Raw genomic sequence first — 15,346 nt, 5'->3', positions numbered from 1 at the left:
GGGATTGTTCGATCCGATATAAAAAAGCCTTTAAGTTCAATACTTAAAGGCTTTTTTATTTGCCTGTTAGTCCGATATCATCCTATAGTGCACCATTGCCTAACACAATGCCCTCACGGCGTGGATCGACTCCACCCGCGTATTTGCTTTGATTATCAATATTCACTTTCATAATCGTCGCAATCCCGCTGGTTTGAGCGGTATTGGAAATACCATGTCCTTTTGCTTTCAAAGCATCAATCAGTTCAAGTAAGGACAACTGGTCATTCGAGCTATCAATATTGGTATTTGGACTATTGGTTGCCCCAAAGTTCACCAAAGAGGTGGCTTGTTGTGCGTTCAAATTCCAGTCCAATGCACCGACCAGCGTTTTTACTACATATTGAATAATCGTGCCACCACCTGGTGAACCCGTTGCCATATAAAAATCACCAGGTGCTGTTCCTTTAAATACCAGCGTTGGTGCCATGGTGCTGCGTGGACGCTTACCACCTTCTACCCGATTTGCTAATAATGCACCAGTTTGATCAACAGGATTGGCACTAAAGTCCGTTAACTGGTTGGATAACAGGAAGCCATCTACCATATGGAATGAACCCATACTTGCTTCTACTGTCGATGTCATTGAAACCACATTGCCATACGCATCGACAATCGTGAACTGAGTTGTACCATGTTCAACAGTCTTATCAATCCCAGCATTGGAATCGAATTGGCCTGCTGGTGCAACGCCCATACTTTGATCTGGATTGATCAATGCTGCACGTTGTTTCAGGTAGTTTTTGTCAATTAGACTAGCAATGCCCTTCGCAGGTAAAGGCACAAAATCTGTGTCTGCTACATATTTATCGCGGTCTGCATAAGCCAGTCGTTCCGTTTCAGAAACTAAATGTACGCCCATGACATCAGGGATCCCACCTTCATTCTCTGGATTTTTAGGCGGGTATTTACTCATCTCAAAGTTTTCTAAAATGCCCAGCGTTTGTGCAACAGCGATCCCACCTGATGATGGCGGTGGCATGGTACATACATAGTAATTGTCTCTGTAAGTGGTACAGATTGGCGTCCGTTTTTTAACTTGATAATTGGATAAGTCCTGTAAGGTCATCAAACTTGGGGTAATTGGAGTACGGGCTGCATCATCCCCAACAGTTTGTCCCGCCTTAGCCACAATATTTTTCGCCATCGGCCCGCTGTACATGGCTTTCGCACCTTGAGTTGCAAGTGTTTCCAGCGTTTTGGCATACGCTTTATTGGTCATGGTTTCACCCACTTTACGTGGTGTACCATCTGGATAAAAGTAGGTTGCGACTGCATTTGCATCGAGCGCCAGATGAGCGGCATTACTTGCAATTGCATCGGCCAGACGTCCAGGAATACGGAAGCCATGATCTGCCAATACAATGGCTTGATCAAAAAGCTGATCCCATTTCAGTTTGCCATGTTCCTGTTGTGCCTGTTCCAGCAAACGCATTACCCCAGGCACACCAATAGAACGGCCACTGCGACGGGCACTCGGCACAGGTGCGGGAGATTCTGGATCATGTATATCCTGTCGAACCAGATAATATTCATTGGCAGCAGCAGGTGCAGTTTCCCGTCCATCATAGGCAGTAACCGTTTTGCTTTCTGCATCGTAATACATCATGAAACCACTGCCCGCAATGGTACTGGATTGTGGCTCCACCAAACCTAACACCGCTTGTACAGCTACAGCGGCATCCACCGCAGTTCCACCCGCTTTTAAAATTTCACATCCGGCCTTTACTGCCAATGGCGTATTCGCCACCACCATATATTTATCGGCATATTTGACTGTATTGTTTAAACGATAACCAGATGCACCTTCAGGTGCCGCAGGATCACCATTCTGATCCGAACCGACCACAATACTCGAGCCATCCTCTGCCAGTTTGCTACAACTACTTGGGTCCTGATCAATAATCAGGTTGGGTTTTGGAGGTTGGCCGGTATTTGAATCTTTGCCTGATTGATCTGATGAGGAATCATTCCCACATCCCTGTAATAAACCAACAGCCAATAAACTGCTGAAAAAAAATGAATATCTATGATTCACGTGATAACTCCATTATATATACCTGCCTATCCATGCAATTGCCATGCTAGTTTATTTATTTTCAGGTATAGAGGTTTTAATCTTTGATAAAAATAAATTTTTAATAATATTCAATGATTCTAGGCTTTATCACCTACGCCCAGTAATATCCCTCCGTGTGATTACAATGCAATCCTTATCGCTTTCAACTGGATTCTGGCATGCTTTCTCTAGAAAAAAATAGGCAAAATCTATCAATTCCAGCTTAAAACACTATTTTTATACATAAAAAAGCACCTCAGAAGAGATGCTTTTTTAGTTCATAATTTTTAGTGGGTCGGCATGCCACCCGTATTCCCTTTCGGTTTTGGACTCAGCCAGATCAAGGCACTGGCAAATACAAACACAATCGCCAACAGCATAAACACATGGTTGGCAGACATGGTAATCGCTTCTTTATCCACTAAATTGGCAATCACACCCAGCGTTGCATCGGGTGAGAATCCATTCTGAAGCAGACTATTTTGGACTTCTTGCGGATGCAGATTATTGACCATTTCGCTACGTGCGACTTTGGCATGATCATCCCAAATGGTGACCGCAATCGACGCACCAATCGCACCAGCCATAGTTCGAAGGAAGTTCATTAAGCCTGCGGCAGATGCCATTTCTTGTGGCAATACTGAGCCCATTGCAATATTCGACAACGGAATAAAGAAGAATGGCACCGCAAAACCTTGCAGGATTTGAGGCCACGCCAAGGCCATAAAGTCAGCATCAGTCACCCAGAATGCACGCATCAGAGTGACAACGCCAAGCAAGGCCAACCCAAAACTTGCCAATGCCCGCGGATCATATTTGGTCGACAGCTTCGCCACAATCGGCGACATGGTTAAACTACCAAAGCCCATCGTGGCAGTGAGATAACCTGCCCATGTGGCGGTATACCCCAGATTGATCTGTAGCCACTGTGGAATGAGTACGATACTGCCAAAGAAGGAGCCGAAACCAAAGGCCAGCGCCAGTACTGAAACAGCAAAGCCTCTATGCCTGAACACATAAAGATTGACCACGGGATGCTTTTCAGTCAGCTCCCAGATCATAAAGACAATAAAGCCTACTGCTGCGACCAACGCCAGAATAATGATACTGGTGTTATTAAACCAGTCGCGTTCATGTCCAAGATCCAGCATTAATTGCAGTGCGCCAATCCACAACACCAATAAACCTAGGCCAATGGCATCAATCCGTAGTTTTTCGGTTTTGGTTTCAGCCACAGACAATAAGCGTATGGCAGCTAAGGTACAGACAATACCAACCGGAATATTAATAAAGAAGATCCAATGCCAAGACAGATTATCACTAATCAAGCCTCCGAGGATCGGCCCTAAAATTGGCCCAATGACCGTGGTCATGGCCCAAAGCCCCATTGCCTGAGCATGTTTTTCTGGTGGGAAAATTCGCATGAGCAAGGTTTGGCTGAGCGGCATCAATGGGCCACCACAAAGACCTTGTCCAATTCGGAAAAAGACCAACATTTCCAGTGAAGTCGCTAAACCACATAAAAATGAAAAGATAGTAAAACCAATCAATCCGAAGACAAAAACCCGAACCGTACCAAAACGTCCTGCCAGCCAACCCGTTAAAGGGACACAAATTGCTTCTGCAACAGCATAAGAAGTAATGACCCACGTGCCTTGAGAGCTAGAAACTGCAAGGTTCCCTGTAATATGAGGCACAGAAACGTTGGCAATTGTGGTATCCAGTACCACCATAAAATTTGAAAGGGCGATCACAAAAGCTGCAAGCAATAAGCGCCCGCCACTGAGTTCTGCAAAAGGAGTTTGCGTTTTCATGGCTGATTACTTCGATGCGAGATCAATATCCGCTTGCATCGATAACCCGACGCGCAATGGATGTTGTGCAAGTTCTTTTGGATCAAGGGTAATACGTACAGGTAAGCGCTGTACCACTTTAATCCAGTTGCCTGTCGCATTTTGCGCAGGAATCAAGGCAAATGCCGCCCCTGTTCCCCCCGAGAAACCTTGCACAGTCCCGTGATAAACCACATCATCGCCATACAGGTCTGAGCGTAACGTAACTTGCTGACCTTCTCTGACTTTCGCCAGTTGGCTTTCTTTAAAGTTTGCATCGACATACAGTGCAGATAAAGGCACCACCGACATCATGACCGTACCCGGTGCTACACGTTGACCAATCTGAATATTACGACGGGCAATCACACCATCCACAGGTGCACGAATCACGGTACGTTCCAAATCCAGCGCAGCCTGTTCTACATGAGCTTTTGCGACGAGCACATCTGGTGTTGACGCTTCATTTACCCCTTGAATCAAGGCTTCATTGGCAGCAAAAGTACTTTCAGCGGCTTTACGGCTAGAGGTTGCCTGAGCTAAACCTGCTTGGGCCAGATCCAAACTGGCTTTTGCAGTCGAAACTGCACTTTGCGCTTTACTTAATTCTTCTTTAGAAATCGCACCTGTCGCAGCAAGCTCATTACGGCGTTTGAGTTCCAATGCCGCACGATCATAATCCGCTTGGGCTTTGGTCACTTGTGCTTGCGCACTGCTGATCTCATCATTACGCACAACAACCTGAGAGTTTAAAGAACTGCTATTTGCCTGAGTCTGCTTATATTGACGTTGTGCTTTGGCAAGTTCAGCTTGCGCCTGTGCTAATTGAATCTTGGCATCCCGCTCATCAACACGCACCAACACATCGCCTTTTTTTACCTGTTGGGTATCTTTCACCAATACTTCAGAAACTTGCCCACTCACCATTGAGGTAATTTGTGCTGTTTCAGCTCCCACATAAGCATTATCGGTACTGACAGAATGATTAAAGAATAACGCCCAGATGCCATACAGAATTGCAGCAAGAATGAGAATGAGCGCGAAAAATCCGAGAAATTTTTTACGTTTTGCTTTCATTGCATCATCTGATGCCGAATCTGAAGCAGCATCCTGTGGGTTGGCTTGAGCGTCAGTCATAAGTTATTCCTGAAGATTAAAGAGATTTTTAACTTTTGGTTTAATCAGCCGATCAGTTTAATTTTGAAAACTTAACTGAATGTTAAAAACCAAAGCGCAAAAAAATAGGAGCAAAAATTATTTCGCATTTTACCGATAAAAAATCATATGGCGAGATTAAAAAAAATAACTGATGCGTTCAATTCTTATAAATTGATATTTTATGAATGATTTAAAACTTAAAGTTTGGCTATTTAGCCATTGCACAAATCAATTCCTAAGCTCGAGACCTGCATTTAACATACCTATAAAGCATAAAGATATATTCCCTACGGGCTTGTATATTTGCTTGAGTTTGCTCTAATGAAACAAGCTGGAACAGCATTTCTGTTCAATTGCACTTCCAGAGAGCTAAGAATAAATACGCTCATTTATGGATCAAAATGGCATTTTTCTTGCTGCTAAAACAATAAGCACTTCGCTAGGTGAAAGGACTATGACATCACTCAGCCAAAACATGGATCTTATCCATCATTCGCATCAAGCCGATTTTGCACAAAATGTAATGTCGATAATCTGTGGCGAGCATCGTCTGGATACCTTGTGTCGGGAGACACTCGACTTTCATTATGACGGCATGCGACTTCCTCATAAAAAAATGGCGATCGGGACTATTAGTTATGGTGCCAACGTTGCGATCAACATTTCCAATCTAAAAGCCTATAGCATCAGCCTGCCGTTTCATGGCAAGCAAACACTGAGCATTCGTGGTGCCAAATATCAATCCGATGCGAATACTGGGCTCATCGTTTCCAATCAGGATTTACAGGACTTGGTTATTAATCAGGATTGTCAAAAATTTCAGGTGGTGATTCCCGAAAAAAGTCTGCATCTGGTGCTATCAGAGCTGCTCAATCAACCACTTGAACAGGCGCTGGTCTTTAACCCTGAAATCTCGCTCAGCATGACTGGGCTGATGAAAGCTTGGTGGAATAACATTGAAAACTTTTTACAACTCAAATCACATTATGCAGACTTTTCGGGTTTGTCGATGTTTTCTGAAGACTATGAAAATTTTGTGATTAAAGCCCTGCTGCTGTCTCAGGAAAATAATTATTCTGCGGCATTGCATGACCGTAGCAATCAGATGGAGCCAGCATATATCCGAAAAGTGAAGAATTTTATTGTACAACACGCACAGGAATCCTTCGATGCCGAGAGTTTACAACGCTTGGCGGGTGTCTCTAAATCCAAACTGTATGAAGAGTTTCAGCAATATTATGGACTCAGTCCAATGGCCTATTTACGCAAATATCGATTGCAGCAAATCTATAAAATATTGAGTCATGCAAGTAAACAGCAGAAAATTTCCATTTCCAAACTCGCTTATGATTGGGGCTTTAATCACCTCAGCCGTTTTGCGCAAGAATACAAAGAGGAATTTGGCGAAAAACCGAGTGAAACCCGAAATAAAATCTAGTGCGATGTATTCATAAAATCAAAGCCCAGTGTCAAAAAGCACTGGGCTTTTTTAACGTCTTAACTGGTGCTTAAGACAGGATTGGCTTTATTGTTTTGACGCATCGCTTTTAAACTTAAGGCAATAAAGGCAATAAACGTCGGTAAGGCCAAGAGGTAGAAAATACCACCGAGGCTGATTTCATAGGTAAAGATATACGAACCGAAAAATGCCCCAAAAATTGCGCCAACTCGTCCAATGCCATGCATCCAAGAGACCCCCACTGCACGACACTGCGATGGATAAAATAAAGCAGCTAAAGGTAACAGTGATGATTGAGCGCCCGTCAACAAAGCACCAATCAGGAAAATACTAATCCCGAGCAACAAAATACTTGAGCTGACGAAACCCGCAACGATAAACAGCATAAATGCCATTAAATATGCATATTTGATCACGATGGTTGGATTCAGCTTATCCATATACCAGCCCATAATCACAGCGCCGACCACTCCACCAAATGGGAAAATAGAAGCAATCAAGCTAAATTGCTGCGTACTGAAACCAGCGGTTTTTAAAATCGTAGGCATCCAGCTGGTGAGTAGATAAAATACTAACAGGCTCATGAAACAGCACAGCCATAACATCACCGATCCCCAGAGATATTTCGTTAATACGGTTTTGACAGGACTATCAGTATGATTGACATCGACTTGAGCTAACTCAATTTTCACCGTGTCAGCAAAAGCATGACCTTGAACTTTTTCCAGAATGCTTTGAGCTTTATTTTGCTGATCTTTTTTAATCAGATACGGTACAGATTCTGGCAATTTTAAGATTAAAGCGACCACTAAAAATAAAGGAATAATCCCACCTAGAATCACCACTTTGGCCCAACCTAAATTTTCCAGTAAATAGGCCGACAACACCCCACCACAAGAAATACCCAGCATAAAACCACAACCTGCCAGTCCCGTGAGGAAAGCTTTGCGTTTTGCAGGCATATATTCTGAAACGATAGTACTGATATTCGGCATGGCAGCCCCCAACCCGACACCCGTGATAAAGCGATAAATCATCAGGTCTTGTGTAGAAGAAGCAAAACCACACAGGATGGTAAATATAGAGAATAATAACGTCGTGGACACAATCACGCCTTTACGTCCAAATTTATCCGCCAATGGCCCAGAAATAATCGCACCAATCGACATACCTACCAGTGCCGCACTCAGCACTGGCGCCAATTCAGGTTTACTAATCCCCCAGTCATCTAGCAACGCAGGCGCAATAAAACCGATAATCCCTGTATCCAAACCATCACAGAAAAACACCAGAAAGCCCAATGCAAAAACCAGCCATTGCAAGGGCGACAGCCGATCCCGATTGATCACATGATTCACATCAATTGTCTTCATTTTTATTCCCTTAAAGTAGATGTTTCAACGTATGCTCACGTTGAGATTTTTAATTTTGTAAACTGCTTATTTATCTTAAACAGAGGGATTTCCTCTCCCCCTGTTTTGTGTCAATCGTCTGGCAACGCAGCCGATCAATTACGAGCAGTATTGCTTTGTAAAAACTTTTCGCTATACAAACGATAGTTGTCTAATGCTTGTCCATCCAGCCAGCCTTTAACCGCCTCGATCATCGGGGGCGGGCCACATAAATACATGTCAAAGGCTTGTTCCGCGAGTTGTTCCCGATTCAGATGCTCGTGGATATAACCTGTTTTGCCTGCCCAAGTCGCCGAAGCTTGCGTGACAATAGGTTGATAATTGAAATTTGGTAAACGTTGAGCATAGCCTTGCAAACGGGATTGTTCACATAAATCAGTTTCCTGATTGACCCCATAATACAGCTGGATTGCAGGTGCATTCGTTTGTTCAGCAATATTGTCCAGCATGCCTAAAAATGCCGATAAACCTGTTCCACCCGCAATAAACACCAATGGACGCTCAACCTCACGCAAATAGAAACTGCCGAGAGGTGCTTCCATCATGATGGTTTGACCGACTTGGCAACGATCACGTAAATAATTACTCATCACGCCATCCGGTAATAAGCGAATTAAAAACTGCAATTGATTGCTCTGATTCGGACGATTGGCAAAAGAATAAGAACGCCAGTCATCCGTCTCAGGAATCTGCAAACGTGCATATTGACCGGGTAAAAACTCTAATTGCTTGGCGGATGAACTGGCATCGACATGCAAAATCGCAGTTGTCTCAGACACCAGTTCAACCTGAGTCACTTGCGTTGCAATTTTCAGTGTCTCGCCAGCGTTACAGATTTCAGAACTATGATCGAAATAGAATGCAGCATTGGATTTGACTCGCGTTTGGCAAGCCAACATTTTGCGCTCTGCTAAGTCACGTTCACTTAAAGCATCTTCATCCACATATTCCTGTTCATAAATGCCTGTTTCACATTGTCCCTGACAGGTTCCGCACACGCCTTCACGGCAATCCAGCGGTAAATTAATACCCTGACGAATGGCAGCATTAAGTAACAGTTCATCTTCATGTACCGAAATAAAGAAGGTTTTTCCATCGGCAAAATTAAGTGCGACTGAATGTCCCATCATGATGCTCCCTTAAACATGATAAAAATCCAACACCGAATCAATTTTGTCATTCAGCAAAATCGTGTGCTGACGGCGAATACGGAATCCTTCAGCCGTTTGTCTTAACACGTAAGTGGCATGTCCATAGAAACAACCTTCCAGCCCTTGACGGTTATATAAGGTGCTCCAACCGACTCTGGCTTCAATCAAACCATCTGGTAGGCTTTTGACCTGTACATTTTGAATACTGTGCTGAGTGCGTGGTAATGGTGTCGCCGATGCCGCTTTTCCAGTACGGATACGGAATACGCGGTCTTCTAAACCCGAACGGTCTGCATAATAAATATAAGACAAACCCTGATTTGGATCTTCGACATACTGATGATCATCAATCCATTGCGGAATGTGATATTCACTATCTTCATCATACAGTTCCAGATAGGCATCCCAATCATAACGGTCGCATAACTCTGATTTTTGATAAAGGAATTGTGAAACAGCAAAATGTAATTCAGCAGTCATGACTTATACCTCTTCCGTTGCTGTATCAAGTTGATAAGTAATATCCTGCATTTTTAAAGCTTTGCGATTTAAACCATCCAGCATTAAACGTTGCCAATGACCATGCTGATTGACATATAAACCTTCATGCGTCAGTTCACGCCCCGTAATCACAGGTCGGATTCCAAGATCTTGTGCATTTTGAGTCATGTCATAACACCAGTTATGATGACCACGAGAGATATCACTCCAGCGTTCCAGACGCGCTTGGAAACCTTTTTGCTGTTCACGGAACTCCACCAGATCATCTGGCGTACCTAATCCAGAGACATTGAAAAAGTCTTCAAACTGGCGAATACGGTTACGACGCGCTTCGGTTGACTCCCCTTTTACAGCGAGACACTGGCTAATCACTTCGGTTTTATTCCATGCCACTGGACGCACAATACGCAGCTGTGAACTGATTTGATCCATAAAAAATAAACTTGGATACAGGTTTAAATTTCTTAGGCGGTGCATGGCCCATTCCGCACGCTTGGCACCATATTTTTCCAGCAGATAAGGCATGACGGTGTCATAACCAGGACGGACTGCAGGATTTGGCATATCGCTGAATAAAACGCTGTGACCATTTTTAAAACTGAACCAGCCATCATCGGTCTGGTTATCACCTGCGCCTAATTTGCTGTAATCCAGAGTATCCATATCATCACCTTTGGCTGCATTGACTTGCTGGCGATGTTGCACAGTGGAGACATAGTTATAGTGCACGGTACTGACGTGATAGCCATCCAGTCCATTTTCATTTTGCAGCTTCCAATTTCCTGCAAAGGTATAGGCCGACTTGCCTTGCAGGACTTCTAACTCGCCAGTCGGTGACTGCTCTACCATTAAATCGAGGAATACTTTGGCATCCCCCAAGAAGTCTTCAAGGCTATCCGTTGCCTGTGTATCTAGACTCACAAAAACAAAACCACGATAACTGGCAATACGTCCTTGTTTGAGGCCACGACTGGACTTATCAAAATCTTCACAATATTCAGCAGGCGCTTTGACTTTGACCAGACGACCATCTGATTTATAGCACCACGCATGGAACGGACAGGTAAACGTGGATTGATTGCCTTTGGCAACGCGCGTCAAGGTCGCACCACGATGTTCACAGGCATTGATCATGGCATGCAGTTGGCCTTGACCATCACGGCTAATAATTAACGGTTGTCGTCCAATCTGAACCGTCAGGAAATCATGATTGTTAGGAATTTCGCTTTCGTGGCAGGCATAAATCCAGACTTTTTCAAAAATGAATTCCATTTCCAAATCGAAAAGTTCAGCTTCAGTGAACATATCACGTGCGATACGAAATACCCCATCCTTAGGGCGAAAGTCGAGACAGCCTGTAATAAAATCCTGCCATTCGGCAATATTACGTGTCGTCATTTTTATGTCCTCCAATCAATAAAAACCTTTTCTTGATTGAAGCGTGATTCAGCCTCAGGCTCTATCCACTTTTTCCAGATCTCTATCCAGTTTGTGAATAATTTTGGATCGGCTCGCCATGACATGTTTCACGGGAGGACAGTAGAATTAACTTGTATAAAAATAGAATTGGAAGGAACAAAAGATGGACTTAGAAATGAAAGCCACCTCTCACACTTTGCATGAGAGGTGCTTAATATTTTTATTTTAAGAATTAATAGGCATACGATGCGATTGCAGTCGCAATGGGTTTGTCTTCATCATTTACCATGGTCATGCGCATAGTGCATCCTTTACGCCCCAAACGTAAGGTTTCGGCACGCGCAATAAAATATTTACCACGCCCTGGCGCCAGATAATCGACACGCATATCTACCGTGGCTAAGCGTGATACTTTTTTGATGGTATCAGGCAAATCTTCTGGTGAGGCACGGCGATAAAGCTGCTCCATGGCCGCCACACCACCAATACTGTCCAGAATCGTGGCAGCCACACCACCATGTAAAATCTGAAATGCCAGATTCCCGACCAGTTCTGGCTGCATCTCCACATAGGCTTCAATTTGATCATCAACTACTCGCATGACCATGCCACTGTATTTAAAAAATGGACAGGCATTAAATGCTTTACATAACTGTTTCAAGACCACTTGGTGATCTGCCTTTGCACCTAACTGAATATTGCCAGTCCAGTTTTTCTTTACATCATTCATACGCGGCCTACACTCAATGGAAAGAATAACTTTCCATTATTTTGCACAAATCTAAAAATATGGGGCTACAATAGCGGGGTTCGTAATTGAGCGAAGTCGCCAAGCTCTCCCTCGCGTGACTTAATACCTCAATTATTCCCCTAGTGTAATACTGAACATCGAGATTGTTATGACTTATACGTTCAATCGTCCAGCTTTTCCTGCGACTCGCATGCGCCGTATCCGTAAAAATGACCAACTTCGTGCCATGGTCAGCGAAACACATTTAACGGCAGATCACTTGATTTATCCAGTGTTTGTATTACCAGGACAACAACAAACTCAAGACATTCCAAGCATGCCAAATGTGCAGCGTTTGTCAGCTGATTTACTACTTAAAAAAGCAGAAACCCTGCTTGAACTCGGTGTATCCAAACTTGCTTTATTCCCTGTAACGCCACAAGAAGATAAAAGTTTAACAGCAGAAGCAGCTTGGGACGAAAATGGTTTAGTTCAAACAACTTGCCGTCTACTCAAAAAAGAATTACCAGAAATGGTGCTAATTACCGATGGCGCTCTTGACCCTTATACCACACATGGTCAAGACGGCATTATTGATGACACAGGTTATGTGTTAAATGATGAAACTGTCGAATGCCTAGTGAAACAGGCACTCAGTCATGCTGCGGCAGGTGCCGATGTAATTGCACCAAGTGACATGATGGATGGCCGTATCGGTGCGATCCGCCAAGCGCTTGAGCAAAATGATTTTATCTACACCAATATCATGGCGTACTCTGCGAAATATGCCTCTAGCTTCTACGGCCCTTTCCGCGATGCGGTCGGCTCTGCCAGCAACCTGAAAGGCGGCAATAAATACAATTACCAAATGGATATTGGCAACCGTGCCGAAGCACTTCATGAAATTGCACTTGATCTACAAGAAGGTGCAGATATGGTCATTGTTAAACCAGGCATGCCTTATCTGGATGTGGTGCGTGAAGTAAAAGATACTTTTGGCGTGCCAACTTTCCTCTATCAGGTGAGTGGTGAATATGCCATGCTTGCAGGTGCGATTCAGAATGGCTGGTTATCTGACAGCGTGATTCTGGAATCTTTGATGTGCTGCCGTCGTGCAGGTGCTGATGGGATCTGGACGTATTTTGCTGAAGATGCAGCGCGTAAATTAAAAGAGATGAAATAGAAGTTATATTTCATCTGTCTGAAAATGATAGTATCTACTTCAGAGTCTTGTTGAGCTCTCATCCTTTTTCAGGATTAGCCTTCGGCTCGACCTACTTTTCTTTTGGGAAAAGTAGGCAAAACCATTGTCATTCGCAAAACCTGAGGTACGAGTTGCAGAGATTAATAATCTCTGCCGTACCGCAAGGCAAAAGCTATGCTTTAGCGTAAACTACGCACTCCGTTTGTCTTGCACTACGCTAAAGCTATAACCGCTTTAGCTTGCTCAGGTTGCGAATGACGTCTTCCGTGTAGCAAATTTCAAGATACGTTTTATCTTAGAAACCACTTAAATTAAAGTTATGCATATTGCCATCATTGGTGCGGGTATTAGCGGCTTAATGTCAGCATTGGAACTAGCTGAACAAGGCTGCTCTGTCGATATTTTTGACCAACAACAAGCAGGCCAAGCCGCATCATGGGCAGGTGGAGGTATTCTCTCCCCAATGTATCCGTGGCGTTATGCACCCGAAGTCAATCAACTGGCGCAATACGGAAAATCGCTCTACCAGACATGGAATGAGAAGCTCCTCCCCATCACTGGCATTGATTTTCAGATCCACGATACAGGCATGCTGATCTTTGATCAGGAAGATTTCGAAGTTGGCTTGAATTATGCCACTCGATATCAGGAACCAATGCAGCAATGTGAGTTGCTCAATCGCTCCAAACTCGAACAGATTAATCCTTATATTTCCCAACAATTCCAACAAGCAATCTATTTTCCCCAACTCTCGAATGTCCGCAATCCACGTTTATTACAATCCCTGATCTGCTATTTAAAACAACATCCATTGGTCCGTTTTTTTGAACATTGTCCTGTTGAAAAATTAATTATTCAGAATAAGAAAGTGCTCGGAATTGAAACCGAAGATGGGCAAAAATTTACTGCGGATCATGTAGTCATCACTTCTGGTGCATGGAGTCAGCAATGGGCCGAGCAACTACAACGCCATATTCCTGTGCAGCCCGTACAAGGGCAAATGCTATTATTTAAAACCCCTGAAAACTGGTTACCGACCATGTGTATGAATCGGGTGATGTACCTGATTCCACGCCAAGATGGTCACATTGTTTGTGGTTCTAGTATGGCCGAAACTGGCTTTAGTACAGCAGTTGATGAGCAAACCCAGCAAGATATTTTAACGGCATGTCTGGAAATGGTGCCTGAGCTACAACACTTCCCGATTGTGAAACGTTGGGCGGGCCTACGCCCAAGTTCTCCACAAGGCATTCCTTATATTGGTGCCATGCCAGAACTGGAAAATCTTTGGGCCAATTTTGGACATTTCCGTAATGGCTTATGTATGGGTTCTGGCTCGGCGCGACTGTTGCGCCAACTTATGTTAGGACAAGAGACCATTGTCGATCCTCAAGCGTATTCACCGCTGCGCCTAAAGCAACAGAATTTAATGTCTTGCTAGAATTTCGGTTAAAGCCCCATTCAAATCTGGATATTGAAATTGGAAACCCTGTTCGAGCAAAGCCTGAGGAATCACATATTGACCATTTAAAATCAATTGCGATTGCTCGCCCAACATCAATTCGAAGATACATTTTGGAGCCGTCATAAAAGGTTTGCGCTTTAAAATATGAGCAGCTATTTGAGCAAACTGTTGTTGATTGATTCTATCTGGTGCAACAAGGTTATATACCTGTTGAGGATGAGTGGATTGCAGCAAGAAAAGGATGGCATTCAATACATCTTGAATATGAATCCACACTACAGGTTGCTGTCCTGAACCAATTTTTGCCACAGCATTCAATCGAATGGGTAACAGCATCTGCGGCAAAATCCCGCCCTGTCCAAAAACCACACCTAAACGAATAATCTTGGTATGTTGTTGGCTAAACTTTAAAGCCGTTTGCTCCCACACTTGGCAAAGCTCAGACATAAAAATGGATTGCGGCGCTGTATTTTCATCACAAATCAGCTGCCATTGCTGTTGAGGATCAATACCGTAATAGCCAATCGCAGAACCCGAGATAATACACTTCGGAAAAATTCGCTTACGTTGCAACCATTGATACAGTTGCTCGGTTACCTCAACACGGCTGTGTATTAATTGCTGCTTACGCTTTTCAGTCCAGCGTTTTGCGCCAATATTTTCACCAGCCAGATTAATCACATAATCAATCTGTTGTGTTTCAATTTGATCCAGATCATTCACCCACCGCAATGCTGAATGCTGAGCAACCCGATTTGGCTGTCGGGTTAAAGCAATGATCTGAAAGTTTCGCTCTAACAGGAAAGGCAGCAAATGCGAACCAATAAAACCACTGGCGCCTGTGATTAAAACCGTCTGCTTTTGCATCTTATCCTCATCCTGCATGATTTTGATTCGTTCTATATTTAAGTCTTAGC

The 15,346-nt window shown here is 43.7% G+C and carries 12 protein-coding genes; 3 read left to right on the top strand and 9 right to left on the bottom strand.

Features of this window, described 5'->3' with window-relative positions; all coding sequences use genetic code 11:
• Positions 1 to 82: 82 nt before the first annotated feature.
• The 3 genes from ggt to EC846_RS09175 form a co-directional block, all read right to left on the bottom strand.
• A complete protein-coding gene (ggt, locus tag EC846_RS09185) occupies positions 83 to 2,077 on the bottom strand; it encodes a gamma-glutamyltransferase (protein ID WP_123774973.1) in 1,995 nt (664 codons plus the stop codon).
• Positions 2,078 to 2,385: 308 nt separating this feature from the next.
• On the bottom strand, positions 2,386 to 3,912 hold the full coding sequence (locus EC846_RS09180; protein WP_047431981.1) for a DHA2 family efflux MFS transporter permease subunit: 1,527 nt from the start codon (positions 3,910 to 3,912) through the stop codon (positions 2,386 to 2,388).
• A gap of 6 nt (positions 3,913 to 3,918) precedes the next feature.
• Entirely contained in the window at positions 3,919 to 5,067 is a 1,149-nt protein-coding gene (locus EC846_RS09175; protein ID WP_062847588.1) for an HlyD family efflux transporter periplasmic adaptor subunit, read from the bottom strand.
• A 475-nt stretch (positions 5,068 to 5,542) separates the two neighbouring features.
• Here EC846_RS09175 and EC846_RS09170 point away from each other — a divergent pair, with 475 nt between their 5' ends.
• Positions 5,543 to 6,526 carry an AraC family transcriptional regulator gene (locus EC846_RS09170; RefSeq protein ID WP_123774972.1) on the top strand — a complete coding sequence of 328 codons (984 nt, stop codon included), beginning with the start codon at positions 5,543 to 5,545 and terminating at the stop codon, positions 6,524 to 6,526.
• A gap of 59 nt (positions 6,527 to 6,585) precedes the next feature.
• Here EC846_RS09170 and EC846_RS09165 read toward each other — a convergent pair whose 3' ends face one another.
• From EC846_RS09165 to EC846_RS09145, 5 genes are all read right to left on the bottom strand, one after another.
• Complete coding sequence (locus EC846_RS09165) at positions 6,586 to 7,920, bottom strand: MFS transporter (protein WP_123774971.1); 1,335 nt, start codon at positions 7,918 to 7,920, stop codon at positions 6,586 to 6,588.
• Positions 7,921 to 8,054: 134 nt separating this feature from the next.
• Positions 8,055 to 9,092: an anthranilate 1,2-dioxygenase electron transfer component AntC gene (gene antC / locus EC846_RS09160; RefSeq protein ID WP_123774970.1), complete on the bottom strand. Its 1,038-nt coding sequence runs from the start codon at positions 9,090 to 9,092 to the stop codon at positions 8,055 to 8,057.
• Positions 9,093 to 9,098: 6 nt separating this feature from the next.
• Positions 9,099 to 9,590 (bottom strand): anthranilate 1,2-dioxygenase small subunit, encoded by a 492-nt coding sequence (gene antB, locus EC846_RS09155; protein ID WP_004771000.1) that lies wholly within the window; start codon positions 9,588 to 9,590, stop codon positions 9,099 to 9,101.
• Positions 9,591 to 9,593: 3 nt separating this feature from the next.
• Positions 9,594 to 11,009, bottom strand: a complete 1,416-nt coding sequence (gene antA / locus EC846_RS09150; protein ID WP_123774969.1) for an anthranilate 1,2-dioxygenase large subunit — start codon at positions 11,007 to 11,009, stop codon at positions 9,594 to 9,596.
• A 253-nt stretch (positions 11,010 to 11,262) separates the two neighbouring features.
• Complete coding sequence (locus tag EC846_RS09145; protein ID WP_004770998.1) at positions 11,263 to 11,760, bottom strand: thioesterase family protein; 498 nt, start codon at positions 11,758 to 11,760, stop codon at positions 11,263 to 11,265.
• Between the two features lie 169 nt (positions 11,761 to 11,929).
• Here EC846_RS09145 and hemB point away from each other — a divergent pair, with 169 nt between their 5' ends.
• Both hemB and thiO read left to right on the top strand, forming a co-directional pair.
• Complete coding sequence (gene hemB / locus EC846_RS09140; RefSeq protein ID WP_123774968.1) at positions 11,930 to 12,943, top strand: porphobilinogen synthase; 1,014 nt, start codon at positions 11,930 to 11,932, stop codon at positions 12,941 to 12,943.
• Positions 12,944 to 13,283: 340 nt separating this feature from the next.
• Positions 13,284 to 14,405, top strand: a complete 1,122-nt coding sequence (gene thiO, locus EC846_RS09135; protein WP_123774967.1) for a glycine oxidase ThiO — start codon at positions 13,284 to 13,286, stop codon at positions 14,403 to 14,405.
• Here thiO and EC846_RS09130 read toward each other — a convergent pair.
• Complete coding sequence (locus tag EC846_RS09130; protein ID WP_123774966.1) at positions 14,391 to 15,296, bottom strand: TIGR01777 family oxidoreductase; 906 nt, start codon at positions 15,294 to 15,296, stop codon at positions 14,391 to 14,393. The two genes, thiO and EC846_RS09130, sit on opposite strands and share 15 nt — an antisense overlap.
• Positions 15,297 to 15,346 lie beyond the last annotated feature (50 nt).

Source organism: Acinetobacter sp. BIGb0102 (assembly GCF_003815055.1).
Classification (GTDB): domain Bacteria; phylum Pseudomonadota; class Gammaproteobacteria; order Pseudomonadales; family Moraxellaceae; genus Acinetobacter; species Acinetobacter vivianii.
Note: the sequence above shows the minus strand (reverse complement) of the source record. Positions and strands in the feature narration are given on the sequence as shown.

Coding starts and splice junctions, on each gene's coding strand:
- antB (WP_004771000.1), bottom strand. CDS start 9,590: ATGACTGCTGAATTACATTTTGCTGTTTCACAATTCCTTTATCAAAAA.
- EC846_RS09180 (WP_047431981.1), bottom strand. CDS start 3,912: ATGAAAACGCAAACTCCTTTTGCAGAACTCAGTGGCGGGCGCTTATTG.
- antA (WP_123774969.1), bottom strand. CDS start 11,009: ATGACGACACGTAATATTGCCGAATGGCAGGATTTTATTACAGGCTGT.
- thiO (WP_123774967.1), top strand. CDS start 13,284: ATGCATATTGCCATCATTGGTGCGGGTATTAGCGGCTTAATGTCAGCA.
- EC846_RS09175 (WP_062847588.1), bottom strand. CDS start 5,067: ATGACTGACGCTCAAGCCAACCCACAGGATGCTGCTTCAGATTCGGCA.
- hemB (WP_123774968.1), top strand. CDS start 11,930: ATGACTTATACGTTCAATCGTCCAGCTTTTCCTGCGACTCGCATGCGC.
- EC846_RS09170 (WP_123774972.1), top strand. CDS start 5,543: ATGACATCACTCAGCCAAAACATGGATCTTATCCATCATTCGCATCAA.
- EC846_RS09165 (WP_123774971.1), bottom strand. CDS start 7,920: ATGAAGACAATTGATGTGAATCATGTGATCAATCGGGATCGGCTGTCG.
- EC846_RS09130 (WP_123774966.1), bottom strand. CDS start 15,296: ATGCAAAAGCAGACGGTTTTAATCACAGGCGCCAGTGGTTTTATTGGT.
- EC846_RS09145 (WP_004770998.1), bottom strand. CDS start 11,760: ATGAATGATGTAAAGAAAAACTGGACTGGCAATATTCAGTTAGGTGCA.